Annotated in this window: 21 protein-coding genes; 8 read left to right on the top strand and 13 right to left on the bottom strand. The window is 73.0% G+C overall.

What is annotated here, in order from left to right; genetic code table 11:
* Positions 1-89 precede the first annotated feature (89 nt).
* From ABZW30_RS11225 to ABZW30_RS11210, 4 genes are all read left to right on the top strand, one after another.
* Positions 90-1,574 (top strand): DHA2 family efflux MFS transporter permease subunit, encoded by a 1,485-nt coding sequence (locus tag ABZW30_RS11225; protein WP_355670802.1) that lies wholly within the window; start codon positions 90-92, stop codon positions 1,572-1,574.
* Between the two features lie 101 nt (positions 1,575-1,675).
* A complete protein-coding gene (gene mca / locus ABZW30_RS11220) occupies positions 1,676-2,605 on the top strand; it encodes a mycothiol conjugate amidase Mca (protein ID WP_355670801.1) in 930 nt (309 codons plus the stop codon).
* A 136-nt stretch (positions 2,606-2,741) separates the two neighbouring features.
* Positions 2,742-3,011, top strand: a complete 270-nt coding sequence (locus ABZW30_RS11215; protein WP_355670800.1) for a PaaI family thioesterase — start codon at positions 2,742-2,744, stop codon at positions 3,009-3,011.
* The gene (locus ABZW30_RS11210) at positions 3,008-3,310 is read left to right on the top strand and encodes a PaaI family thioesterase (RefSeq protein ID WP_355670799.1); all 303 of its coding nucleotides are present in this window, start codon (positions 3,008-3,010) and stop codon (positions 3,308-3,310) included. The genes ABZW30_RS11215 and ABZW30_RS11210 overlap by 4 nt, the downstream gene beginning before the upstream one ends.
* A gap of 72 nt (positions 3,311-3,382) precedes the next feature.
* Here ABZW30_RS11210 and ABZW30_RS11205 read toward each other — a convergent pair whose 3' ends face one another.
* The 3 genes from ABZW30_RS11205 to ABZW30_RS11195 form a co-directional block, all read right to left on the bottom strand.
* The gene (locus ABZW30_RS11205) at positions 3,383-4,381 is read right to left on the bottom strand and encodes a YdcF family protein (protein WP_355670798.1); all 999 of its coding nucleotides are present in this window, start codon (positions 4,379-4,381) and stop codon (positions 3,383-3,385) included.
* A gap of 63 nt (positions 4,382-4,444) precedes the next feature.
* Entirely contained in the window at positions 4,445-5,407 is a 963-nt protein-coding gene (gene pip, locus ABZW30_RS11200) for a prolyl aminopeptidase (RefSeq protein ID WP_355670797.1), read from the bottom strand.
* Between the two features lie 64 nt (positions 5,408-5,471).
* A complete protein-coding gene (locus ABZW30_RS11195; RefSeq protein ID WP_355670796.1) occupies positions 5,472-6,170 on the bottom strand; it encodes a TetR/AcrR family transcriptional regulator in 699 nt (232 codons plus the stop codon).
* A 126-nt stretch (positions 6,171-6,296) separates the two neighbouring features.
* On the opposite strand from ABZW30_RS11195, the gene ABZW30_RS11190 reads away from it, so the two are divergent.
* Positions 6,297-7,862: an MFS transporter gene (locus tag ABZW30_RS11190; protein WP_355670795.1), complete on the top strand. Its 1,566-nt coding sequence runs from the start codon at positions 6,297-6,299 to the stop codon at positions 7,860-7,862.
* A 27-nt stretch (positions 7,863-7,889) separates the two neighbouring features.
* On the opposite strand, the gene ABZW30_RS11185 is transcribed toward ABZW30_RS11190, so the two are convergent.
* The 9 genes from ABZW30_RS11185 to ABZW30_RS11145 all read right to left on the bottom strand — a co-directional run bounded on the left by ABZW30_RS11185 (position 7,890) and on the right by ABZW30_RS11145 (position 20,189).
* Positions 7,890-8,720 (bottom strand): lysophospholipid acyltransferase family protein, encoded by an 831-nt coding sequence (locus ABZW30_RS11185; RefSeq protein WP_355670794.1) that lies wholly within the window; start codon positions 8,718-8,720, stop codon positions 7,890-7,892.
* Positions 8,717-9,547: a GNAT family N-acyltransferase gene (locus tag ABZW30_RS11180; protein ID WP_355670793.1), complete on the bottom strand. Its 831-nt coding sequence runs from the start codon at positions 9,545-9,547 to the stop codon at positions 8,717-8,719. Before ABZW30_RS11180 ends, ABZW30_RS11185 begins: the two co-directional genes overlap by 4 nt.
* A gap of 285 nt (positions 9,548-9,832) precedes the next feature.
* Positions 9,833-11,212 (bottom strand): serine hydrolase domain-containing protein, encoded by a 1,380-nt coding sequence (locus ABZW30_RS11175; RefSeq protein WP_355670792.1) that lies wholly within the window; start codon positions 11,210-11,212, stop codon positions 9,833-9,835.
* Positions 11,213-11,283: 71 nt separating this feature from the next.
* Positions 11,284-12,705 (bottom strand): M1 family metallopeptidase, encoded by a 1,422-nt coding sequence (locus ABZW30_RS11170; protein WP_355670791.1) that lies wholly within the window; start codon positions 12,703-12,705, stop codon positions 11,284-11,286.
* A complete protein-coding gene (locus ABZW30_RS11165) occupies positions 12,702-16,589 on the bottom strand; it encodes a Pls/PosA family non-ribosomal peptide synthetase (protein ID WP_355670790.1) in 3,888 nt (1,295 codons plus the stop codon). The genes ABZW30_RS11170 and ABZW30_RS11165 overlap by 4 nt, the downstream gene beginning before the upstream one ends.
* A 369-nt stretch (positions 16,590-16,958) precedes the next feature.
* Positions 16,959-17,825: an NmrA family NAD(P)-binding protein gene (locus ABZW30_RS11160; RefSeq protein WP_355670789.1), complete on the bottom strand. Its 867-nt coding sequence runs from the start codon at positions 17,823-17,825 to the stop codon at positions 16,959-16,961.
* Positions 17,822-18,310, bottom strand: a complete 489-nt coding sequence (locus tag ABZW30_RS11155) for a hypothetical protein (protein WP_355670788.1) — start codon at positions 18,308-18,310, stop codon at positions 17,822-17,824. Before ABZW30_RS11155 ends, ABZW30_RS11160 begins: the two co-directional genes overlap by 4 nt.
* 125 nt (positions 18,311-18,435) lie before the next feature.
* Entirely contained in the window at positions 18,436-18,957 is a 522-nt protein-coding gene (locus ABZW30_RS11150; protein ID WP_355670787.1) for a MarR family transcriptional regulator, read from the bottom strand.
* A gap of 56 nt (positions 18,958-19,013) precedes the next feature.
* Positions 19,014-20,189 carry an FAD-dependent monooxygenase gene (locus tag ABZW30_RS11145; RefSeq protein WP_355670786.1) on the bottom strand — a complete coding sequence of 392 codons (1,176 nt, stop codon included), beginning with the start codon at positions 20,187-20,189 and terminating at the stop codon, positions 19,014-19,016.
* 217 nt (positions 20,190-20,406) lie between these two features.
* Between ABZW30_RS11145 and ABZW30_RS11140 the strand changes: the two genes are divergently transcribed.
* Entirely contained in the window at positions 20,407-21,021 is a 615-nt protein-coding gene (locus tag ABZW30_RS11140; RefSeq protein ID WP_355670785.1) for a TetR family transcriptional regulator C-terminal domain-containing protein, read from the top strand.
* A gap of 4 nt (positions 21,022-21,025) precedes the next feature.
* Here ABZW30_RS11140 and ABZW30_RS11135 read toward each other — a convergent pair whose 3' ends face one another.
* The gene (locus ABZW30_RS11135) at positions 21,026-21,700 is read right to left on the bottom strand and encodes a TetR/AcrR family transcriptional regulator C-terminal domain-containing protein (RefSeq protein ID WP_355670784.1); all 675 of its coding nucleotides are present in this window, start codon (positions 21,698-21,700) and stop codon (positions 21,026-21,028) included.
* Positions 21,701-21,831: 131 nt separating this feature from the next.
* On the opposite strand from ABZW30_RS11135, the gene ABZW30_RS11130 reads away from it, so the two are divergent.
* Together ABZW30_RS11130 and ABZW30_RS11125 are read left to right on the top strand one after the other, a co-directional pair.
* A complete protein-coding gene (locus ABZW30_RS11130; RefSeq protein WP_355670783.1) occupies positions 21,832-22,164 on the top strand; it encodes a hypothetical protein in 333 nt (110 codons plus the stop codon).
* 248 nt (positions 22,165-22,412) lie between these two features.
* Positions 22,413-24,035 (top strand): alpha/beta hydrolase, encoded by a 1,623-nt coding sequence (locus ABZW30_RS11125; RefSeq protein ID WP_355670782.1) that lies wholly within the window; start codon positions 22,413-22,415, stop codon positions 24,033-24,035.
* Positions 24,036-24,572 lie beyond the last annotated feature (537 nt).

The raw sequence follows: 24,572 nt of genomic DNA, 5'->3' as shown, positions 1-24,572 counted from the left end.
AAATTATGCTTGACCTAATCGCTGGGTTCGTCCTAAGTTCTTCCCGTCGGCCGGAGCGGTCGACGGAGGGGCGACCCAGGGGAGGGCTCATGACCACATCGGTCACCACGCAGGTCACGGCAAAGGGCGGGACGAAGGGCAGGACGAAGGGCGGGCGCGGGGCGGCTCCGGCGCAGCGGCCGGAGCCGTTGCCGCCGGGCCTGTTGAAGATGGGCGCGGTCCTCGCGCTGGGCCCGATCCTGGCCCTGCTGGACACCACGATCGTCAACGTCGGCATCGACTCCGTCGCCCGTGATCTGCACAGCTCGATGGCGGCGGTCCAATGGGTGGCCACGGGGTACCTGTTGGCGATATCGCTGACCATGCCGCTCTCCGGCTGGGCCGTCGGCCGGTTCGGCGCCCGGCGGGCCTGGCTCGGCTCGGTCGTCCTGTTCGTGCTGGGATCCGCGCTGTGCGGCCTGGCCTGGTCGACGGTCAGCCTGATCGCCTTCCGGGTGCTGCAGGGCATCGGCGGCGCGATGATCCAGCCACTGGGGCAGACGATCATGGTGCAGGTGGCCGGTCGGTCCCGGCTCGCGCGGGTGATGGGCGCCATGCTGCTCCCGATCAGCCTGGCCCCGGTCCTCGGGCCGATCCTCGGCGGGCTGGTGCTTGAGCACTTGGACTGGCGCTGGATGTTCCTGCTGAACGTGCCCGTCGGGCTGCTCACCCTGCTGCTGGCGGCCCGGTGGCTCCCGGCCGAGGCTCCGTCCGAACTTCCGAAGCCCCGGCTGGACGTCACCGGTCTGGTGCTGCTGTCGCCGGGTCTGACGGCGCTGGTCTACGGGCTCTCCACGATCGGCGAGGGCGGTGCGGTCGGCCCGGTGGCGGTCGCGGTGGGTGCGGTGCTGCTGGTGGCCTACGGTCGGCACGCGCTGCGGGTGGGGCGTCACGGAGTCCGGGCGCCGCTGATCGACTTGAGGCTTTTCGTTCGGCGCGGCTTCGCGGTGGCGACGGCGAACAGCTTCCTGCAGGGCGCCGCACTGTACAGCTCGATGTTCCTGGTCCCGCTCTACTACCAGCAGGTCGAGCACGCCGGGGCGGTGGAGGCCGGGCTGCTGCTCGCGCCGCAGGCACTCGGCACGGCGGTCACCTCGCTGCTGGCCGGCCGAATAGCCGACCGCCTCGCGCCGCGCCCGCTGATCCTGCTCGGCATCGGCTGCTCGCTGCTCGGCACCTTTGCCTTCACCCAGCTGGGCGCGGGCCCCGGCCCGGCCGACTGGCTGCTCGTCGGCTCGCTGGCCCTGCGCGGGGCGGGTATGGGGATCATCCTGATCCCCGGTATGGCGGCGGTGTACGGGAGCGTTGACAAGGCCCAGGTGCCGGCGGCCGCCGGTGCGGTCAACGTGCTCAACCGGCTGGGCGGGGCGCTCGGCACGGCGGTGCTGACGCTGGCCCTCCAGCAGGCGCAGGCCGGGCACCCCGGCCACCCGGGTGCGGCCTTCGGCGCGACCTTCTGGTGGGTGCTGGCCCTGTCGGCGCTCGCTATCGCACCGGCCCTGCTCTACCCGGGCGCCGCCCGTAAGGCACACTGACCGGCCGTCGGCCAATGATCATCCACCAGTTCCCGCCGATTCCCGTCGGCTCTCATCAGTGCCCAAGCTCCCATCGGGTGCTATCGACCACGGAGGTACTCATGTTCACCAAGCACCCCGGCGGCCTGCGCCTACTCACCCTGCACGCCCACCCCGACGACGAGTCCAGCAAGGGCGCGGCCACCCTCGCCCGGTACGTCGCCGAGGGGGTGGACGTCCTGGTCGCCACCTGTACCGGCGGCGAGCGCGGCTCGGTGCTCAACCCGGCCATGGACCGGCCCGAGGTCCGGGACAACCTCACCCGGATCCGGCGCGAGGAGATGGCTGCGGCTCGTGAAATCCTCGGCGTGCGGCAGCAGTTCCTCGGCTTCGTCGACTCCGGGATGCCGGGCCCGGACGAGCCGCTGCCGGAGGGTTGCTTCGCCGCCCAGCCGGTGGAGGCCGCCGCGGCCCCGCTGGTCGCCCTGATCCGGGAGTTCCGCCCGCATGTGGTGATCACCTACGACGAGACCGGCGGGTACCCGCACCCGGACCATGTGATGACCCACCAGGTCACCGTCGAAGCCTTCGAGGCCGCCGCCGACCCGAAGCGCTACCCCGAGGCGGGCGAGCCCTGGCAGGCGGCCAAGCTCTACTACCACCTGGTGCTCTCCCGGGCCTGGTTCCAGACCCTGCACGAGGCCATGACGGAGCGCGGAGTCCCGTCGGCCATGGGCGAACTGCTCGCCGGCTGGCCCGACACCCCGCCCGCTCTCGCGACCACCACCCGAATCGCCTGCTCCGAGAAGTTCGCCATACGGGACGCGGCGATGCTGGCGCACGCCACCCAGGTTGAGCCGGGCGTCGCGTTCATGGCCCACTCCCGGGACATCGAGAGCGAGGTCTGGCCGACGGAGGACTACCACCTGGCTCGGAGCTTCGTCGGCGAAGCCGGGGCGGGCGGGGCCGCGGAGGCCGGGAGCGAGTCGGTCGGGGTCGAGACCGATCTGTTCGCGGGGCTGCGAGCAGGATCGGGGGAGGGGGCGGAATGAGCGAGGATTGAAACCGCGGGCGGACGGCCTTGCGCCGGACGGGACTTGAGTCGGGACTTCGAACAGGGCAAGTGATCTTATGACGAATCATCAGCCTGCCCACGGAGAGCAGCAGCCCCCAGTCGTCGGTCAGGAGATGCGCATCCGTACCCACAGCTGGACGGCCGGTCCGCCGATCTCTGAGCACCCGCATCTGAGCGGGGAGGAGTTCCTGGTGCAGTGGATCGCCGGACGAATCCCGGAGCCCTCGATCTGCAGCACCATGGGTTTCCATCTGGTCGACGTGAAGCCGGGCACGGCGGTGTTCGAAGGGGAGCTGGGCGATCACCTGTTCAACCCGATGAACACCGTGTACGGCGGATACCTGGCGACCCTGCTCGACTCGGCGCTCGGCTGCGCCGTATGAGCAAGCTGCCGGCCGGGATTGGCTACACCACCACGCAGTTGAACGTCCACATGCTGCGCCCGCTGTTCGCCGACTCGGGGCTGCTGCGCTGCGAGGGCGTGGTGCTCCATCTGGGCCGGACGATCGCGACCGCGGAGGCCAGGGTGGTCGGTGCGGAGAACGGCAAGCTCTACGCCCACGCCACCACCACCTGCGCGATCCTGACGCCCCGGCCGGCGGGCCCTCCGCTGAACCGTCGGGCCCCGACCGCTGCGGCGACTGCCGCAACGACCGGGGCCCGAGCCGCCCAGGCCCGCTGAGCCGGAGCCCGTCGAGCCGGAACCGGCTGAGCCGGAGCCCCCGAGCGTCGAGGGCCCCGACACCTGAGGCGCTCAGAGCGCCGCCAGCACCCCGCAGAGCGCAAGGAGGCCGCAGATCCCGAAGTTGATCAGCTTGTGCGAGAGGAACACCGCCGCGAACTCGCGGATGGTCGCGCTCGGCCAGTAGTACCGGGCGGTGGGCGAGCCGAACACATGCCCGTTGACGCCCGTCTTGCGGGCGATCAGGGCCGCCCGGAAGGCGTGGAAATTGTTGGTCACCACGACGCAGTGGTAGTCGGGCTTGGCCCGCTCCATGATGGCCTTGCTGAAGAGCAGGTTCTCCTCGGTGGTGCGCGAGCGGTCCTCCCGCTCTATGTGCCCCTCCGGGAAGCCGCGTTCGACCAGGTAGTTCGCCATCGCATGGGACTCCGGCAGCTTCTCGTCCGGCCCCTGGCCGCCCGAGGTGATCAGCACCGGCGGGTTGCCGCGCGCGGCCTGCTTCTCGTACACCTCGCGGCCCCGGGTGAGCCGGCTGGCCAGCAGTGGCGGGACGCGCTCGCCGCCGATCAGTCCGGAGCCGAGGACCACGACGAAGTCCACGTCCCGGTGCGGTCGGTGGCGGCCGTAGAGGAAGGCGTAGCCGACGAAGCAGACGAACAGGAAGGAGATGTAGCCGACCACCAGCACGGCGGTGCCCGCCAGGATGCCCAACCGGGGGGAGCGGGTGGCGACGGCGGCGAACAGCAGCGCGATGACGGCGATGATGCCCAGTCCGGCGAGCAGGGACAGCAGGTTGGCCGGTCGTCTGCCCTCCTTGCGGATCATGGTCACGCCGTTGGCGAGCAGGAACCAGACCAGGGCCACCGTTCCGAGCGTCGGCAGCAGGATGATCGCCACCGCCGTGAGTTCGGCCACCAGCGTGGGGGCTTTGCGGAGTTCGGCGAGCAGAGCGAGGGAGAGGAGCGAGACGGCGATGCCGAGCAGGACGGCATTGCTGAACTGACGACGGTCGCGAAGTACCCCGATCCCGAACAACAGGAAGAACAGGGCGGCTGGGGCGTAGGCGATCATGGGTCGTATCGTAGAGCTGGATCGCTTGCGCGAACGGACCGGTCGCCCCGGGGGCATTCGCTCTCAGGCGAAGCGGTCGACGGCCGCGAGGACCGCCTCCGCCATCCGCGGGCTGCCGGTGTGTCCGGCTTCGTCGACGACCGTCAGGTTGGCGTCCGGCCAGGCCTTGGCCAGCTGCCAGGCGGTTCGCAGCGGCCCGCCGAGATCGAGCCGTCCGTGGATCAGTTCACCAGGGATGCCGGCAAGCCGTCCGGCGTCGCGCAGCAGTTGGCCGTCCGTAAGGAAGGCCCGGTGCGAGAAGTAGTGCGCCGTGATGCGGGTGAAGGCCATCAGGGCGTCTGACGGGCGGTCGGTGTAGGCGTTCGGCTTGCCCAGCACCTCGTGTGCGATGACTGCGTCCTCCCAGGTGGCCCAGGCCTGGGCGGCGGCCCGACGGGCGCTCTCCTCCGGGCTGTTGAGCAATCGGCTGTAGGCGGCGAGCAGGTCGAACACGTCGCCGTCGCGGTCGGCGGCGGGCAGGAAGTCGCGGAACTCCTCCCAGGGGCCCGGCAGGAAGCGGCCGACGCCCTGGTAGAGCCACTCGGTCTCCTCGGGGCGGGTCATGGTCACCCCGCAGATCACGATCGCGGAGACCCGCTCGGGGTGGGCTTGCGCGTACGCCAGGATCAGGGTGGAGCCCCACGAACCGCCGTACAGCAGCCACTTGTCGACACCCAGGTGCTCGCGCAGCCGCTCCAGGTCGGCGACCAGGTGCGCGGTGGTGTTGTACTCCAGCCCGGTCGACGGGTCGGCGGCGTGCGGCAGGCTGCGTCCGCAACCGCGCTGGTCGTACTGGACGACGCGGTAGCGCTCGGGGTCGAAGTAGCGCCGGGAGCCGGGATGGTGGCCGGAGCCCGGTCCGCCGTGCACCACGACAGCCGGCTTGCCCGCCGGGTTGCCGGAGGTGTTCCAGTGGATCCGCTGCTCGTCGCCGACGTCCAACAGGCCCTGTGCGTACGGCTCGTCGTGGGCATACGGCTCGGGCATCGGTAACTCCTCCGTGGACGTTCAGGCGGGGTGCCGAGCGAGCCTACCCGCTGACAGATCCCGGTCACCGCCGCTCCGGCGGTAGTAGGGCCGCCAGTCCATCGAGGATGCGTTCGACGCAGAACTCGAAGCGGGCGTCGAGGTTCGGCTCGGTGAGGTCGCCCGCCAGTGCCACCAGGTTGGGGAAGTCCTCGACGGGTAGGGCGCGGAAGCGATCCCGGACCTCGGCGGCGACGTCCAGCCGGCTGGCGCCGTCGGCCTGGGCGGCCGACATCGGCGACTGCTCCTGCAGGACGAAGCCCTGGACGAAGGAGCTCAGCAGGTAGGTGGTCAGGGCGGCGTGCGCGTCGGAGAATCCGGCCTCGCGCAAGCGGTCCAGCTGGTCGTCGAGCAGCCCGAACAGGTGTGGACCCGGGGCGAGGCGGCCGGCGACGACCTTGGCGGCGTCGCGGTTGTCGTGCAGCAGTCGGCGGTAGCGCCAGCAGTACCCGCGCATCTGCACCCGCCAGTCGCCCTCGCGCGGCGGGGGCTCGGCCAAGGCCATGATCGCGTCGTTGAGCAGGTCGAGCAGCTCTTCCTTGTTGCGGACGTGCCAGTAGAGCGAGGCGGCCTTGACGCCGACCTCGGCGGCGACCTTGCGCATCGACAGGCCGGCCAGGCCGTCCCGTTCCAGTACGCGAAGCGCCGCCTGGGCGAGGGCTTCCCTGGTCAGGGCAGGTGTCCCGGTGTTGTGCCCCGGCGTGGCGCTGTCGTTCTCCGGCATGGCTGTGCGGACGCCTCCCAGCGGTGTCGTGAAAATCCCGCTTGCAATCTAACACCGTTAGGGGCACGCTGTGGCTGCCAAATCACCCCTAACACCGTTAGGGGCCACTGGACCGGGAGGGATTCCATGAAGGAGTCGAGCGCCCGCCGCAAACGGCTCGCGCTGCTCACGCTCTGCGTCACCATGTTCATGTCCATGCTGGACAACGTCATCGTCAACAACGCCCTGCCCCGGATCGGGCAGGACCTGGACGCCGGGATCAGCGGTCTGCAGTGGGTCGCCGAGGGCTACAGCCTGGTCTACGCGGCCCTGGTGCTGACCGGCGGCGCGCTCGGCGACCGCTACGGCCGCACCCGGGTGTTCCGCCTCGGCCTCGCCCTGTTCACGGCCGGCTCCGCCGTGGCCGCCCTCGCCGGGTCGATCGGCGTGCTGGTCGGCGCCCGGATGCTCCAGGGCGTCGGTGCCGCGCTGCTCACCCCCGGCAGCCTCGCCCTGCTGCGCCACGTCTTCACCGACGAGCGCGAGCGCGCCAAGGCGATCGGCACCTGGTCCGGGGTCTCCGCGCTCGGTCTGTCAATCGGCCCGGTGGTCGGCGGTCCGATGGTCGAACACCTCGGCTGGGCCAGCGTGTTCTGGATCAACGTGCCGATCGGTGCGGCCGGGCTCCTGCTCGCCGCCCGCGTCCTGCCGGACATCGCCCCGCGCGCGCGTCGGATCGACCTCGCGGGCCTCGCCCTGTCCGCGGTCGGCCTGGCCCTGCTGGTCTACGCGCTGATCGAGGGCCCGGCCCGGGGTTGGACGGACCCTCGGGTGCTCGGCTGCGGCGCCGCGGCCGCCGTCCTGCTGCCGGTCTTCCTGGTGCTCGAACTGCGCCTCGCCGAACCGATGCTGGAGCTGCGTCTGTTCCGCGACGGGGTGCTCGGCGGTGCACTGCTCAGTGGTTTCATGGTCAGCTTCGGGATGTTCGGCGCGCTGTTCTTCCTGCCGCTGCTGATGCAGGGCGTGCTCGGCTGGTCCCCGGCCGCGGCCGGCTATGCGGGGCTGCCGATGACCGCGATGCTGGTGGTCGCCGCGCCGCTCTCCGGCCGGCTGACCGCCGGGTACGGCCCGCGGCTGCCGCTGGTGCTCGGACTCGCGCTGTGCGCGGTGGGCCTCGGTGGGCTGTCGCTGTTCGGCGATCACGCGCACTACCCGGCCTACCTGTGGACGCTGTTCGCCATGGGCCTCGGGATGGGCCTGACCTTCACCCCGGTCTCGATCGCGGTGATGCAGCGGGTCGCCCCGGCGCAGACCGGGATGGCCTCGGCGACCATCAACACCCTGCGCGAACTCGGCGGTGTGCTCGGCATCGCCGTGCTGGGCGCGGTCCTGACCAACCGGATGACGGACTCGCTGACCTCGGCCCTGCGCCGGCTCGGCGTCCCGCCGGAGGCCGTCGGCTCGATCGCGGACGCCCCGGCCGGTGCGGTGCACGGCACCGGCGGTACGGCGGCGGCGCTGCCCGGGCCGGTCCAGGCGGCGGTGGACGACGCCTTCATCGACGGCATCCACCTCGCCGTGCTGTGCGGAGCGGGCATGCTAGCCGTCACCGCCGTCCTGGTCGCCGTCCTGCTCGGCCGGGCCCGTCCGCTCGCCCCGACCGGCTCCGGCCGACCGCAGCCGGAGGAACTGGCCGGGGCCCGTACCGCCTGAGCGGCGCGCCCACGCCGTACCGGAGCCTCAGCGGATGCCCTCCACCGCCGCCTGCGCCGCGCGGGCCAGCTCCCGGCGGGCCCCCGCCCGGGTGGGCTGCGGCCCGGGCGGCGGGATCGGCGGCAGGAAGGTGACGTCCGCGACCAGTCCGCGCACCGCGACCACCCGGGCGAGCGAGGTGAGCAGCCCGTCATCCCCGATGAAGGCGGGCGCGCTGGTCGGCCGCCCGTCCGCCAGCCGGTAGCGGATCGTCACCGGCTGGACGAAGGCGCCCGCCTCCACCGCGGCCTGGAACAGCGCGGGCCGGAACCGGCCGCTCTCCCGACCGCACCAGGTCGACCCCTCCGGGAAGACGATCACCGGGTGACCGGCCCGCAGCACCTCGGCCACCGCCGCCACCGTGTCCGGGAGGGTCCGCAGTCGGTCGCGGTCCAGGAACACGGTGCCGCCCCAGGCCACCAGGTGCCCGAGCACCGGCCACTGCCGGACCTCGGTCTTGGCCAGCGAACGCCCCGGGCGTCCGGCCGCGAGCAGCGGTATGTCCAGCCAGGACACGTGGTTGGCCACCACCAGCGCCCCGCCGACGCCGACCGCCCCGCCCGGTACGGGTGTCCCGGGCGGGCCGAGGTGGACGGTCACCCCGAGGGTGCGCAGCAGTACCCGTGCCCAGAGCCGGATCAGCCGGTCCCGGGCGCCGTGGGGCAGCAGCCGCACCGGCAGGCCGAGCAGCACACCGGCCAGCACCGCCGTCAGGCAGGCGGCCAGCCGCAGCGCCCGCCGGAGGTGGGAGACCTCCGGCGCGCGCTCACCCAGGCAGGTCTCGGGCCGGCAGGGCGCGGTCGGCAGCCAGACGCTCATGACGAGGCGCCCGGGGCGGCCGCTCCGGACAGGAAGTGCCGCAGGTAGCGCGGGTCGGTGCGCTCCAGCGACAGCAGCACGTACAGGTCGGCGCAGCCGAAGTCCGGGTCGTACGCTGGCTCGCCGCAGACCCAGGCGCCGAGCCGCAGGTAGCCGCGGAGCAGGGCGGGCAGGGCGCCGCGCTCGGCGCGCGGCACGCCGGTGGCGTCCCAGCGGCGGTGCGGGGTGACCCGGTACTGCTCGGGGGCCAGGTGCTTGGTGCTGACGGTGTCCCAGACCCGGGCCGCGGTGGCGCCGCCGTCCTCCAGGTCGATCGAGCAGCAGCCGCCGACCCAGGTGTTGCCGGTGTCGGCGAGGTAGCGGGCGATGCCGCCCCACATCAGGTTGATGACCGCGCCGTTGCCCCGGTGGTCGGGGTGGATGCAGGAGCGGCCGAGCTCGACCAGCCCGGGGCGCACCGGCGCGAGCGCTGAGAGGTCGAACTCGCCGTCGGAGTAAAGCCGTCCGGCCCGCCGGGCGGCCTCGGGGCGCAGCAGCCGGTAGGTGCCGACGACGGCGCCGTGCTCGCCCTCGCGGACCAGCAGGTGGTCGCAGTACTCGTCGAAGGGGTCGACGTCGAGCCCGCCGACCGGGCTGTGCAGGACGGCGCCGAGTTCGGCGGCGAAGACCTGGTGGCGCAGCCGCTGGGCGGCGCGCACGTCGTCCTCGTCGCGGGCGAGGCCGACGGTGTAGGCGGCCGGGGCCGGCTGGTGGCGAGGCGCGGGGACCGCCGGGGTGTCGTGGGTGGGGGCGACTGCGGACGGAGCGTACGTGGGGACGGTGGTCATGGCGGACCCTCCAGGGCAGCACGATCGGCGGTGCCGTGGAATCGCCAGGGCACCGTCCCGGCCCGCAGACGTCGGGCATGGACGCGAACCGGTCCCCGTATGTCTCTCCAAGCCGGTTGGCGTTCACGTTGCGGCCCGGCGGATCGCAGATGTGCACCTGTTGAATGGGACCACGCGTGGCCCGGTGGTCATCTGCCGGGCACCGGGCGGTCGTTCGCCCGGGGTGGACAACGGGGGCGCACACCTGCATCGTGCGCCCCCGCGGTCACCACTCGATCAGTGGGCTCAACCCGCCTGCCAGCCCTGCGGGTCGACGCCACCCGGGACGGCCCCGGCCGGCCCGTACGGCTCGCGGGTGTAGACGAAGGAGCCGACGTCCAGGTGGCTGACCGTGCCGTCGGCGCCCCGGACCACCCGCAGGGTCTCGCCGGCGTAGTAGTCGTCCAGTCCGATCCAGGTGCCGTCCGGCTGGGGCCGGAAGCGCGAGCCCCGGCGGCCGCCGGCGAGTTGGGTCAGCTCCAGGACGCGGTCGGCCTTCAGCCGCAGGGCGTTGGCCGCGGCGCCCCAGTACCAGGGGCCGGTGAGTGCGAGCAGGTCCTCGTCCACCTCGGGCAGCGGGCGCCAGGGTTCGGGGAGCCGGGGCTCGTGCTCGGCGGTGGTGGTGATCAACTGGGCGGCCAGCAGAGGGGTGTTGGCGCCGCTGGTGGCGTTGGACAGGGCGAAGGCGGCCAGGCCGTCGTCCTCGCTGATCCACAGGCCGGCCGTGAAGCCGGGCATCGAGCCGGAGTGGCCGTACAGCGATCGGCCCTCGTGGCGCCGCAGTTGCAGGCCGAGGCCGTAGCCGGAGGTCCAGCCGGCGTCGTCCGGGCCGACGGCGGGGCGGCGCATCTCGGCGAGGGAGTCGGCGCGCAGCACCTTGTCGTCGCCGGCGGCGAGGAAGGCCGCCCAGCGGGCCAGGTCGGCGCCGGTGGACCAGAGTTGGCCGGCCGGGCCCATCAGACCGGTGTCGGTGAGCGGTTCGGGCAGCATGACATCGGCCCACGGATGGACGGCGAAGCCCCCGGCGTGCGGGTGTTCGGGCAGCAGCGTGGTGCGGTCCATGCCGAGCGGTGCCAGCACCTCGCGGCGCAGCACCTCGCCCCAGGGCTTGCCGCGCAGCTTCTCCACCAGAGCGCCGAGCAGCGCGTAGCCGGGGTTGGAGTAGTGGTGGCGGCGTCCGGCCGGGTGCTTGAGCGGGTTCGCCCGCTCCAGCAGATCGCCGAGTTCGGGCCGCAGCGAGCCCTCCGTCCGCTCCCACCAGGGCTCGGGGGTCTCGGCGGCGAGCCCGCCGGAGTGCGCGAGCAGCTGGGCGACGGTCGCGCCGTCGGCCGCGGTGCCCGGCAGGTGGCGGGCCAGCGGGTCGGCGAGGTCGAGCAGGCCCTCGTCGTGCAGTCGCAGCACGAGTACGGCGACGAAGGTCTTGGTGAGCGAGCCGATCCGGTACTGGACGTCCGGCGTCGGCGCGTGCCCGTCGATCATGCTGCGGGCGCCGCTCCACACCAGCCGCCCGTCCCGGACCACCCCGGCGACCAACGAGGGGGTACGGCCCTCGGCCTGGGCGACGGCGACCCGGTGCAGCAGGGCGCGGCGGGTGGTGGGCAGCAGCTCGTCGAGCTGGTCGGTCATCTGATCGTTTGTACTCATCGGCATGGACGGACAGTAGCCCAGCCGGGCTCCGGACCTGCTGGATCCAGGCGTCAGCCAGGCAGCGCCGGCAGCTCGGGCCGCTCCAGCCAGGCCTCGAACAGCGGGCCCAGCGGCGTGGTGGTGTACCGGGAGGCGTGCGCGAGCAGGTCGCCGGTGGCGACCACACCGTGCCGGTAGATGCCCGCCCAGTCCCGCAGCATCGCGAAGAACGCGTCCTCGCCGAGCGCCCGCCGCAGCGCGTGCACCACCAGGCCTCCGCGCTGGTACAGCCGGTCGTCGAACATCAGCTTGCGGCCCGGGTCGCCGAGCCGCAGGTCCTGGGGCAGCCCGGCCAGCAACCGGTGCGCGGCGGCGGCGTGCACGGCCGCGCCCGGGCCACCGACGTGCTCGGACCAGAGCCACTCCGCGTACTTGGCGAAGCCCTCGTTGAGCCAGATGTGCCGCCAGTCGGCGATCGAGACGCTGTTGCCGAACCACTGGTGGGCCAGCTCGTGCGCGATCAGCCGCTCGCGCTCCCAGCCGCCGCCGAGGTGGTTGGTGCCGAAGGTGGCCACGCCCTGCGCCTCCACCGGGACGTCCAGCTCCTCGTCCGCGACCACCACCGCGTACTCACCGAACGGGTACGGCCCGAAGACCTCGGCGAAGTGGGCCATCATCTCCGGCTGCCGGGCGAAGTCCCGGGCGAAGGCCTCGGCCAGCGGTTGCGGCACGTACCCGGTCTGCGCCACGTACCCGGTCCGTGGGGCGGCCGGGCGCGCGGCCAGCGGCACCGGCACGTAGTGCCCGATCGACACGGTCACCAGGTACGGGGAGGTCGGCGCGCCCTGCTCGTACACCCAGGTGGTGCTGGACGCCCGGGTGGTCCGGGTGAGCAGCCGCCCGCTCGCCACCACGGTGAACGGGGACGGCGTGGTGACCGCTATCTGGTACGTCGCCTTGTCCGCGGGCCGGTCGTTGCACGGGAACCAGGACGGCGCGCCGACCGGCTGGCTGGCCACCAGGGCGCCCTCGGTCAGCTCCTCCCAGCCCAGGCCGCCCCACGGGCTGCGCACCGGGCGCGGGTTGCCGGTGTAGTGCACCTCGACGGTGAAGGCCGCGCCCGCCGCGAGCGCCTTCGCCGGGCGGATCCGCAGCTTGCCGCCGCGGTGGGTGTAGCGGGCGGCCTTGCCGCCGACCAGTACCCGCCCGATCCGGAACTCGGCCAGGTCGAGCGCGAACTCGGCCAGCGCCGCGTCCGCCACCGCGCTCAGCCGGGCCGAGGCGGCCAGCCGGTTGGGCCCGGGCCGGTAGTCCAGCGCGAGTTCGTAGCGGTGCACCCGGTAGCGGTGGTCGCCGCTGGCGGGGAAGTACGGGTCCGGGCCGTCGGCGGCCGACGGGACGTGCTTGGACTTCACGGGGACGGGCGCTTCCTGCGGGCCGGGACGGGGAGTCGTACGGGGGGTCGTGCCAGCGGGGGTCTCAGGGATGGTCATGACGTGCTCTGCCACGCCTCGATGGGGTTGCCCAGCCACCGCGTGTCCGCGGGGACGGACTCGGCGCGCATCACCAGCGAGGCCGGGCCCAGCGTGCTTCGCGCGCCCACCGTGCTGCCGGGCAGCACGATCCCGCCCGGGCCCAGGGTGGCGCCCTCGCGGAGGACCACAGTATCCATCCGCATGATCCGGTCGTGGAAGAGGTGCGTCTGCACCACACAGCCCCGGTTGACGCTGACCCCGTCCCCGAGGGTGACCAGGTCGGCCTCCGGCAGCCAGTAGCTCTCGCACCACACGCCGTGCCCGACCTTGGCGCCGAGCGCCCGCAGCCACAGGTTCAGCACCGGCGTGCCCGGCACCGCGCCGACCAGCCACGGCACCGCCAGCACCTCCACGAAGGTGTCGGCGAGCTCGTTGCGCCACACGAAGCCGCTCCACAGCGGGTGCTCCACCGCCCGGAACCGTCCGACCAGCAGCCACTTGGCCGCCACCGCGACCAGGCAGGCCACGCCGCCCGCCACCAGCAGCACCAGACCGGAGAGCAGCGCCGCCAGGAGCAGGGAGCCGGTCGCCAGCCGGGACAGCGCCGCCACCGTCAGCAGGCCCAGCGCCCCCGAGGCCAGCACCGGCAGCAGCCGGGCCAGCTCGACCAGTCCGCGCGCCCACAGCAGCCGGGCCGGAGGTTCGTAGGTCAGGCTCTGGTCCGCCTGGTCCGCCGCGCGCGGCAGCCGCATCGGCGGCATGCCCAGGTACGAGCCGCCCTTCTTCGCCTTCTCCGGCGTCGCCGACAGCACGCCCACCAGGCCCCGCTTGGGCACCGAACGGCCCGGCGCGGTCATCCCCGAGTTGCCGAGGAAGGCCCGCTCGCCGACCTTCGCCTCGCCCAGGCGCATCCAGCCGCCGCCCAGCTCGTACGGCGCGATCAGGGTGTCGTCGGCCAGGAACGCGCCGTCCCCGACGGTGGTCAGGCTGGGCAGCGCCAGCACCGTGGACACCTCGGCGCCCCGGCCGACCCGCATCCCCAGCGCCCGCAGCCACAGCGGGGTGACCAGCCCGGCGTACAGCGGGAACAGCACCTCGCGGGCTCGGTCCATCAGCTGGCTGACCGTCCACGCCTGCCAGCTGACCCGGCCGTGCAGCGGGTGCACCCCGGGCACCAGGCCGATGCTCAGCAGCCGGACCAGCACCACCAGCTGCGCCGCGTACAGCGCGCCGTACGCCAGGGTGGCGGGCAGCAGGCCGAGCAGGGCGCCGCCGAGGGCCGGGCCGAGGTCCGCGCCCTGGTCGACGAAGCGGGAGAGCACGACGAGGGCGGCCGCGGCGGGCAGCACCGGGAGCAGGCCGAGCAGGGCGTCACCGGCGCCGTACATCGCGGCCCAGGCGGGCCGGCGGACCGGCTGCTTCTTGGACCAGGACCAGTCGGCCCGACCCAGCTTGACGGCGGGCGCGCCGCCCCAGCGCTGGCCAGTCGGCACCTGGCCGGTGACGCTGGAGCCGGGCAGCACCTGGGAGTGCTTGCCGACCCGGGCACCGGGCAGCAGTGTGGAACGGGTGCCGACCACCGCGCCCGCGCCGACCTTGACCTGGCCGACCTCCAGCCGGTCGCCGTCCAGCCAGTAGCCGGACAGGTCGACCTCGGCCTCGACGGCGCAGCCCCGGCCCAGCTTGAGCATCCCGGTGACCGGCGGCAGCGAGTGGAGGTCCACCTCGCGGGCGACCTTGGCGCCCAGCAGGCGGGCGTAGGGGACCAGCCAGGCGCCGGACAGCTCGGTCGCGCCGCTCAGCTCGGTGAGCCGCTCGGCCGCCCACAGCCGCAGGTGCACGGCGCCGCCGCGCGGGTAGCTGCCGGGGCGCAGGCCGCGCAGCAGCAGCCGGGCGCCCCCGGCCCCGATGGCGAGCCGGCCCGGCGAGCTGTACAGCGCGAGCGCGCCCGCGCCGACCGCCCACCAGGAGGCGGTGGGCGCCCACGGGTAGTCGCCGAGGTGGGAGAGCAGGTTCCCGGCGGCCAGCAGGGCGACCGTCCAGCGCAGGCCGACCACGGTGAACAGCGGGATCAGCAGGAGCAGCTGCAGCAGCTTGGCCCGGGTCGGCACCAGGGCGATGGTGCGGGTCTCACCGCCCTCGGCGGCGGTGCGCTCCAGGTGCCGGGAGAGCTTGCGCAGCGTCGGGTGCTGGTAGACGTCCAGCACGGCCGCGTTCGGGTAGCGGGTGCGCAGCAGGGTGGTCAGCCGGGCGGCGGCCAGGCTGCCGCCGCCGATCGCGAAGAAGTCGTCGCGCGCGCTGGTGACCTGCACCCCGAGGATCTCGGCCCACTGCTCGGCCAGCCAGGCCTCGGTGCCGTACAGCTGCTCGGTCGGCCCGGCGGCCTCCAGCTCGGGCAGCGGCCAGGGCAGCGCGTTGCGGTCGACCTTGCCGGAGGTGCGGGTGGGCAGCGCGTCGACGGGGGCGAGGAGCGGCACCAGGGCGGCGGGCAGCTCGGCACGCAGCCGCTCGACGGCCTGCTCGCGGTCGAAGCCGTCCTGGACCACCAGGTAGCCGACCAGCAGCTGGTTGCCGCCGCGCGCGGTCCGCACGGCCGCAGCCGCGCCGGCCACGCCGGGCAACGCCTGAAGCGCCGCGTCCACCTCGCCGAGCTCGATCCGGCGGCCGCCCAGCTTGATCTGCTCGTCGGTACGGCCGAGGAACAGCAGGCCGGCCGGGTCGGCCTGGACCAGGTCGCCGCTGCGGTAGGCGCGCTCCCAGCCCAGCGAGGGCAGCGGCGCGTACTTCTCGGCGTCCTTCTCCGGGTCGAGGTAGCGGGCCAGGCCGACCCCGCCGATCACCAGCTGCCCGGTGCCGCCGGCGGCGACCGGCAGGCCGGCCTCGTCCACCACGGCGAGGTCCCAGCCGTCCAGCGGCAGGCCGATCCGGACCGGCCCCTCGCCGGTCAGCAGCGCGGCGCAGGCGACCACGGTGGCCTCGGTCGGGCCGTAGGTGTTCCACACCTCGCGGCCCTCGGTGACCAGGCGCTGCACCAGCTCGGGCGGGCAGGCCTCGCCGCCGAAGATCAGCAGCCGGACCTCGTTGAGCGCCTCGGCGGGCCACAGCGCGGCCAGGGTGGGGACGGTGGAGACCACGGTGATCTCCTGCTCGGCCAGCCAGGGGCCGAGGTCGGCGCCGCTGCGCACCTGTGAGCGGGGGACGGGCACCAGGCAGGCGCCGTGGCGCCAGGCCAGCCACATCTCTTCGCAGGAGGCGTCGAAGGCGACCGACAGGCCGGCCATCACCCGGTCGCCGGGGCCGATCGGCTCCTCCTGGAGGAACAGCGCGGCCTCGGCGTCGACGAAGGCGGCGGCGTTGCGGTGGGTGACGGCGACGCCCTTGGGCTTCCCCGTCGAGCCGGAGGTGAAGATGATCCAGGCGTCGTCGCCCGGGGTGGGGCGGCGCCCGCTGACGGCTGCGCGGGTCACGGTGGTGCTGACGGCGCGCTCGGCGCCGAGCACGGCGGCGACCTGGGCCTCGCTGAAGACCAGCTGGGCGCGCTCGTCCGGGTCCTCGGCGTCCACCGGGACGTAGGCGGCCCCGGCGGCGAGCACGGCCAGGATCGAGACGTAGAGGTCGTTGGTGCCGGAGGGAACCCGGACGCCCACCCGGTCGCCGGGGCCGATCCCGACGGCGGCCAGCCGGCGGCGCAGCTGCTCGACCTCGGCGGCCAGGGCGCGGTAGCTGAGCACGGTGCGACCGTCGTCGAGGGCCGGTTCGTCGGGGTGGGCGCGCACGGTGGTGTCCAGGACGTCCACAAGGGTGCGCGGGGCGGCGGCCGGGCGGCCGGGGAACAGCGCGCGCGCCGGTTCGGCCCGCAGTGGCTCGGCGTACTGCTCCGGGTGGATCGGTTCAGCGGTCATGGCAGCCGTGCGCTCCTCGTCCTCGCCCCGTTCCGACCGATGCCCGGCCCCTGGGGCGGTGGGAGCACCGCCTGACCGGGTGACCCCCACTCCGGGGCCGGAGCGGACAACCCGACCGATGGTAGCCCCGGGGTTCCGCCACGGCAGGAGCGGACACTCGGCTCAACTGGGCTTGGAATGGCCGAATCTGACGAACGATCAGACAACAACTGATGCTTTGTCGCTCTGATGTGACGAAGCATCAGTCGAATTGACGAATCGTCAGGGAGAATTCCGGATGGTGATCCATGCCACAGCGGATGCTGCTCCGTTCGGGTGGCGGGCCCGGCGTTTCGGCCTCGGGCCCGGCCCGCCACGCCGAAGGGGTGCTCAGCGGAAGCGGTGCAGGTGCTCGCCGAGGAAGGCCTCCAGGGTGCGCGGGGCGCGCCCGACCAGGCGGGTGAAGGTGTCGTCGGGCGACTCCTCGCGGATCACCGCCAGCTGTTGGATCTCGACCACATGGGTGGCCAGCCAGTCCGGCATTTTGGCCCGGCCGGTCAGGTGGGCGTGCAGTTCGGCCGGGGTCAGGTCGAGGTAGCGGACCGGTCGGCCGAGCAGTTCGCCCAGCAGGGCGGTGAGCTCCGGGTAGCTGTACGCCCGCCCACTGGTGAGCGGGTAGCTGTCGCCGCCCAGCTCCGGGCGGGTGAGGACCTCGGCCGCGACGTCGCCGATGTCCCGGGCGTCCACGTAGTTGCACCGCGCCCGTCCCATCGCGCCGTGCACCACCCCGGCGGCGGCGATGCCGGGGGCCAGGAGCAGCAGCTTCTGCATGAAGGCGTACGGCCGCAGGACCGTGGTGCGGACGCCGCAGGAGCGCAGGCGCTCCTCGATCAGGTGGTGGCCGCGGGAGACGGCGACGGGGGAGTCCGCCTCGGCGGCGGGCGCGGAGACCTTGACGATGTGCTCCACGCCGCCGGCGACGGCCGCGTCGATCGCGTTCAGCTCGTGCCGGACCTGGTGCGGGCCGTTGGCCATGGTGAGGAACAGCTGGTGCGCGCCGCGGAAGGCGGCCCGCAGCGAGTCCGGGTCGGCGGCATCGGCCGCGACGGTCTCGGTGCGGGCGAGCGTACGGTCGTCGAGTGTGGCGGCCAGCCGGGCGGGGGCGCGGCTGAGCGCACGGCTCGCGGCGCCCAGGGCGGCGAGGCTGCGCAGGGTGGCGCCGCCGGTGGTGCCACCGGCGCCCATGATGACGATCACGACGTCTGCCTTTCGGGTCGGTCTGCGGAGCGGAGTCGGTGCTGCGGTTCCCGGGTGGGGCGGCTGCCGCGCCAGCGCCAGGTGGTGATCGTGGCCGCGATCGCCGAGGAGACCGGCAGGTCGACCGGCAGTCGGTGCGGCCAGGGGCTGTCGGTGAGCGGCGGGATCTGCGGCAGCCAGTGCGCGGCGGCGAGACCCACGGCCAGGGCGAGCACCGCGGCCGCCAGGCCGAGCCCGGCGGCCGCGAGGGCGCGGGGTGTCCGGGCGGGGCGGGTGCGGGCGGGGCGGCGGCGCAGTGCGGAGCCGAGGGCGGCGGCCACGGCGGCGGAGGTGCCGCCGATGGTGGTCAGCGCGGCGACGACCAACTGCGGCTGCCGGGTGACCGCTCCGCCGAGGCCGGCCATCACGGCGGGCATGGCGTAGGCGGTCAGGACCTCCCGCCACAGGACGAAGGGTGGGGGTGCGCCGGGGGCCTTCTTGCTCATGGGTCCTCCTTGTGCGGTTCTGATGTCGGGTCTTGATTAGTTGCCTAAGTATTTATGCTTAGGTGCCTAACTATTGGGGCCGGATGAAGGCGGGCCGCCTCGGCCCGCCTTCGGGGTGGGTCGGGTCAGCCCTCGGTGAGGGCGTCGATGCCCGCGACGACCCGGGCCAGCAGGTCGAGGAAGGTGGCCCGCTCCTCGACGGAGAGGCCGCCGACCAGCGACTGCATTCGGGCGAAGTGCTCAGGTGCGAGGTCGCGCAGCTTGTCGGCGCCGCGCGCGGTGAGGATCACCACGTTGCCCCGGCCGTCCTCGGTGGACGGGCGGCGGGCCACCAGGCCTTCCCGCTCCAGGCCGTCGACCAGTCCGGTCACGGTCGCCCGGGACACCCCGAGGCTGGCCGCGAGCTGGGAGGGTGACTTCTCGCCGCCGTGGTCCTCCAGGTCGGACAGCAGGCGGTAGCGGCCGGTGGAGAGCCCGAAGCGGCCGAAGTGCACCTCGCCGGCCTGGCCGAGCCGGGCGCCCGCCGCCATCAGCCGGGCTGCGACCAGGACCGCCTGCGGGTCGGCCGTCAGGCCGTAGCGGGCGATCTGGCGGCGGGCCTGGTCGAGGGTGGGGGAGGCCGGATCTGCCCCTTGGTGCGGCGTCATGAAGGTAATATGGTGCCTAATCAGATCGCCGGTCAAGTGAGCTCGACGGATCGTGCCTAGGCGGCACGGGGAGCGATCCGGGGCGGCGTCCAGTCGGCGTGCTTCAGGACGGTCCGGACCATCGCGCCGGGCGGGGTGAGCCGGATCGCGGCGTTGCGCAGGCCGACCGCCAGCGGGTTGGCGAGCTGCTGGCCCATCCGGCCGGCCCGCCGGGCGTCGCGGGCCACGGTCTGGCTGCGCGGACGGCGCGCCGCGTCGTAGCGGGCGAGCGCGCCCTCGACCGTCCGCCCCTCGGCCACCGCCGCCGCCAGGGTCGCCGCGTCCTCCAGGGCCTGGCAGGCGCCCTGGCCGAGGTGTGGCGTCATGGCGTGCGCGGCGTCGCCGAGCAGGGCGATCCGGCCCGAGACGAACGAGGGCAGCGGGGTGACCAGCTCGTCGACGTCATGGTGCAGCACGTCCTCCGGGCGGGTCGCGGCCAGCAGCGCGGGGATCGGGTCGTGCCAGCGTGCGAAGCGGCGGCGGACCTCGGCCAGCGAGTCCCGATAGCGCACCCCGGCCGGGGCGTTCAGTGAGGCGTGCCACTCGGCCCGGCCGTCCGGGAAGGCGATGTGGCCGAACTCGGCGCCGTGGCCCCAGGTCAGCTCGAAGTCGGCGGTCAGTCCGTCGACCGGGCGCTCGGTGATTGCGCGCAGCACCGTCGAGCCGCTGTACACCGGGCCGGGGTGGGCGGGGAAGAGGCGGCGCCGGATCCGGCTGTGAATGCCGTCGGCTGCCACCAGGAGGTCGGCCTCCAGGGTGGTGTCGTCGCATCCCACCGTGACCCGGGAGGGCCGGGAGGTGTCGACCTCGGTCACCTCCGCGCCGATCACCAGGGACTCGGCGGGCAGCGCCTCGCGCAGGATGCGGTGCAGGTCCGCGCGGGGGATGCCGACGATCGGCGCGCCCAGTTCCCGCTCCAACGCCTTGCCGTCCATCACGGCGAGCCGACGCCCGTCCGGCGTCCGCGTTCCACCGGTGTACTGCCGGCGGGAGGCCGCCTCGACGGCCTCGCCCACCCCGAGGAGCGCGAGCGCCCGCATGCCGTTGGCGTGGAGCGAGATCCCGGCCCCGGCGTCGTCCAGGACTGCCGCCCGCTCGACCACGGTCACGTCCCACCCCGCCAGCCGGAGCCCGATCGCGGTCGCCAATCCGCCGATCCCACCCCCGACCACCACCGCGCTGTTGCTGCTCATGCCCGGCCCTTCCCGTGTCGTCGCGCTGCCTTCTACAGCTGTAGAAGGAGCCTACTACGGGCTTGTCGGGCGGGCGGGGGCGGGCCGTTCCGACGCTGCGGGGCTGGTCCGGGTGCCCGTCGGAAGGCCCGGTGGGCGGTCGCTCGGCGATCTGTGCGCAGCCGCCCTCGGCCGCCGGGGTGGGCGCGCCGTGGATCGGTGCCGGTAGAAAGGGGGGATGCGGCGAGATGAGGAGCAGGGGCAGGTCGGCACCGGTCGGGCGGGGCGGCCCGATCGGCGGACCGTGCTGGCGGATGCGGCGATCGGCGTGCTGGCGGACGCCGGCGTGCGGGGGCTGACCCACCGGGCGGTCGATGCGGCGGCCGGTCTGCCGGTCGGCACCACCTCCGCCTATCTGCGGACCAGGCAGGCGCTGCTCACCGCCCTGGTGTGCCGGCTGGTCGAACTGGACCAGGGTGAGCTGCAGGCCGTGGGGGAGCGGGTGGCGATCCGATCAGAGGGTGAACTGATCGATGGGATCCGTGAGTTGATGAGTCATCGGCTGACCGGCGAGGGTCGGCGGAGGTCGCTGGCGCGGTACGCCTGCGCGGTGGAGAGCGTGCGCGATCCCGAACTGCGGGAGATCCTCGTGCCGCGGGAGAATGCGGGGCGGGCCGTCGTCCGCGCCTTCCTCGCCGGTCGGGGCGTCCCCGACCCCGACGGGCGCACCGCCACCCTGCTGGCCTGCATCGACGGACTGGTCTTCGACCGCCTGGTGGGAGGCGGGGAGACCGGGGCGGACGAGATCCAGGGCCTGGTGGCGGCCGCCCTGCGCGGCGCGAACGGAGGCTAGCCGGTCACGAGTCGCCCTCCTGTGCGAGCTCCAACTCGGCGGCGTAGCCGGCGAGCAGGATGCGCAGCGTGCGGTGGAAGCACTGTTCGGAGTCGAGGCCCTCGCCGGTGGAGAAGGCCTGGGCCAGGTGGGGGTAGGTGTCCCGGTCCAGGTCCGTGAACTCCTCGCGTTGCGGCTCGGTGCCCTCGTGGTGGGGCGTCTCGCCGACCTCGCCCAGGGTGTGTCCCAGGGTCCACCGGACCACGGAGTTCAGCACGTTGAGCGCGTCGGTCAGTGGAACGCCGTCCGCGCACAGTACGGCTACGCCGCGTTCGAGCAGGGCGAGCGCGGCCGGGGTGGCGACCGGGCGGGTCGCGATCACGGTGAGCATGGCCGGGTGGTCGAGCAGCATCCGGCGCAGCGCGACGGCGAAGTCCCGGACCACGTCGGTCCAGGGGCCGCTGGGTTCGGCGAAGAGGTCCCCGGCGGAGAGTTCCAGCATGCGCTCGACCATGCCGTCCAGCAGGGCGGCCTTGCTGGGGACGTAGTAGTAGAGCGTCATGCCCTCGACGCCGAGCGCCGCGCCGAGCTTGCGGTTGGAGAGCGCGACGAGGCTGTGCTCGTCGACGTAGGCGAGGGCGGCATCGATGATCTTCTCGCGGGTCAGGCCCGTCCTGGGGCGTGTGCGTCGGCCCGGCATCTGCTCCTCCTGAGTCCCGGGGTGGCCCCGCGGGGTGGTCCCGACCGGGCCTTGACAACTCTTGCAGCGCAAGAAAACAATAGTCGACGTCAGATTCTTGCACTGCAAGAAACATGCTGGGGGAGGACGTCATGCAGCTCGTCGCCGTGATGGTGCGCAAGCTCAACGAGGGTGTGGAGTACGGGGAGTTCCGCAAGGCCTGGATCCCGGACGAGGTGTTCCCGGACGATCCGCGCACCCGGCTGATCACCGCCACCGCCCTGGAGGACTCGCGGGAGGTCATCACCATCGCGCTCATCGAGGGCGACCACGGGCCGGAGTCCATGCAGGCGTGGATGGAGAAGCTCGCCCCGGTCGAGGAGCGCCGCTTCGAGCGGATCAAGGACCTGGTCGGCCCGCCGAGCCTGAACGCGGTCTACCAGGTCGTCGCCGAGGACAACCTGTCGCAGCCGATCGCTGAATAGCGGTCGGCCCCCGGGCCGCGGGCAACGCCGGAGACCCGCGGCCCGGCTCACCGCCGCCGGCCGTCGGCGCGAAGAACCGTCACGAGTTGAACCGCAGTCGGGTCAATCAACCGTCAAGTTGGTTCATTCACAGAATATTCCGACCATGTATAACGTGAAGTCGCGAACATTTCCGCCGCTTCGAGGTCTTCACACGGAGATCTCCGACTGACAGTCTGGGGCCGCCCTTTCAGTACGGAGGAGGTTCCTTGTCCCGCATATCCACGTTGGCCGGAGCGGTCACCTGCGCGCTCGCCCTTGTCACCGGTACCGCCGTCGCCGCGTCCGCCGCGCCGTTCGACCAGGCGCCGGGGGCCGCGGCCGCCGAGGCGAAGGTCGACCCCGTCGACTGGAAGCCGTGCAACCCGGACCCGAGCAAGCCGGACCCCGGCATCTACGACTGCGCCGTCTACCCCGTGCCGCTGGACTACGACAACCCGTCCGGCGAGAAGGTCGGCATCGCCATGATGCGGCGGCGCGCGAGCGACCCGTCGAAGCGGATCGGCTCGCTGTTCCTCAACCCGGGCGGCCCGGGCGGCAGCGGCTACATGTGGGCGACCACCACCCGTTTCGGCGCCGAGGTGCAGTCCAAGTTCGACCTGGTCGGCTTCGACCCCCGCGGTGTGGCCCGGAGCAACCCGCTCAAGTGCTTCAAGACCCAGGAAGAGGCCGACGCGGTCAACAACCGCATGGTCGGCGTGCCGGTCACCAAGGCCGAGATCGACGACACCCTGGACGCGGACCAGGACTACACCGACGCCTGCAGCAAGAACGCCGGCCCGCTGATCGAACACATGTCGACCATCAACGTGGTGCGCGACCTCGACCGGATGCGCCGCGCCGTCGGTGACTCCCAGCTCACCTTCGCCGGATTCTCCTACGGCACCCTGATCGGTTCGACGTACGCGAACATGTACCCGAACAAGGTGCGCGCGATCATCATCGACGGAAACGTCGACCCCAACCTGCGCCTGCACAACGGCCTGGAGTACGACCGCCAGCGGGCGGGCGGCTTCGAGCTGGCCCTGGACGAGTTCCTGAAGCGCTGCCAGGCCGCCGGCGCCCCGCGCTGCGCCTTCGGCGACGGCGACACCCGCGCCAAGTTCGACGAGCTCCGCGACCACCTGCGGACCAGCCCGATCACGCTGTCCAGCGGTTCCCAGGTGACCCTGAGCAGCTTCACCAGCGAGGTGGCCAGCGCCCTGTACTCGCAGGCCAAGCTGGCTCCGCTGGCGAAGTCGCTGCAGGCCACCTACCAGGTGATGCAGAAGCCGGCCGCAGCCGCCCTGCTGGCCCCGAAGACGACCGTCCCGGACGACGAGGCCAACCAGCTCACGGTGAACGTCCCGCGCGCGCTGCGCGAGGCCCCGGCCGACTCCGAGTACACCGCCGACGACTCCTACATGGGCGTCAACTGCCAGGACAAGCCGTACCCGTCGAACGACCGGGTGTTCGCCAACGTCGCCCGGGCCTGGGAGCAGGAGTCCCCGAGCTTCGGTCGCTACCAGGCCTTCGACGCCCCCGCCTGCGCGAGCTGGCCGGCCCCGGCCCGGGACGCCGAGCGCTTCAGCGGCCCGTGGAACAAGAAGACCTCCAACACCGTCATGGTGATCGGCAACCTCTACGACCCGGCCACCCAGTACAAGTTCGCCCAGCACATGCAGCAGGAGCTGGGCAACGCCGTGCTGGTCAGCGTCGACTCGATCGAGCACTGCGCCGTCGGCCGCAGCACGGCGCTGAACGGCCTGGTCACCCGCTACCTGGTGGACGGCACCGCGCCGCAGCCGGGCCAGCTGCTGAAGCCGGACGCCGAGATCTTCCCGGCGGTCTGAGGGATCTCCCCTCGAACGCCCGGCCGTTGAGGCCGGGGCTGTGGTGGTCGGCCCCGCCGGCCACCACAGCCGTCTCCTCCGGCTGAGGCCCCGGAGCGCGCGGACAATGCGGCAGGAGATCGTCATCGAACCTCCCATGGAACGGATTCTGCGGAGTCGTCAGGGACGGTAGTCGACGCCACTGACAATCGAGTCCCCGGTGACGGCCGCAGCATATCGCCGATGGATTCCCGGATGCAGCGTACTGTCACACTGATTTGTCATTGGATTCATAAAGTCGAATACCCGTGTAAGCGGGAGGCCTGCCGGACTCTCTCGAACGTGGGAAAGTGCGGGGAGGGCCGTCTCCCGGCGGCACGGGCTCACCGTGGGGACGAACCGGTCGAGCGCCAAGTGACTTCGAGACGCTGCTGCGCGACTTCGATGTCTTCCCGGCCGAGCGCAGCGGCGCTCAGGAGTCGGCCTACGACGGGCTGTTCGCTATCCTCGAACTCACCCACGGCTCCAGCGGGAACGTTGGCGAGGCTCTACTACAAG

Source organism: Kitasatospora sp. NPDC004669 (assembly GCF_040609455.1).
Classification (GTDB): domain Bacteria; phylum Actinomycetota; class Actinomycetes; order Streptomycetales; family Streptomycetaceae; genus Kitasatospora.
This window is presented reverse-complemented; position numbering and strand designations above follow the sequence as displayed.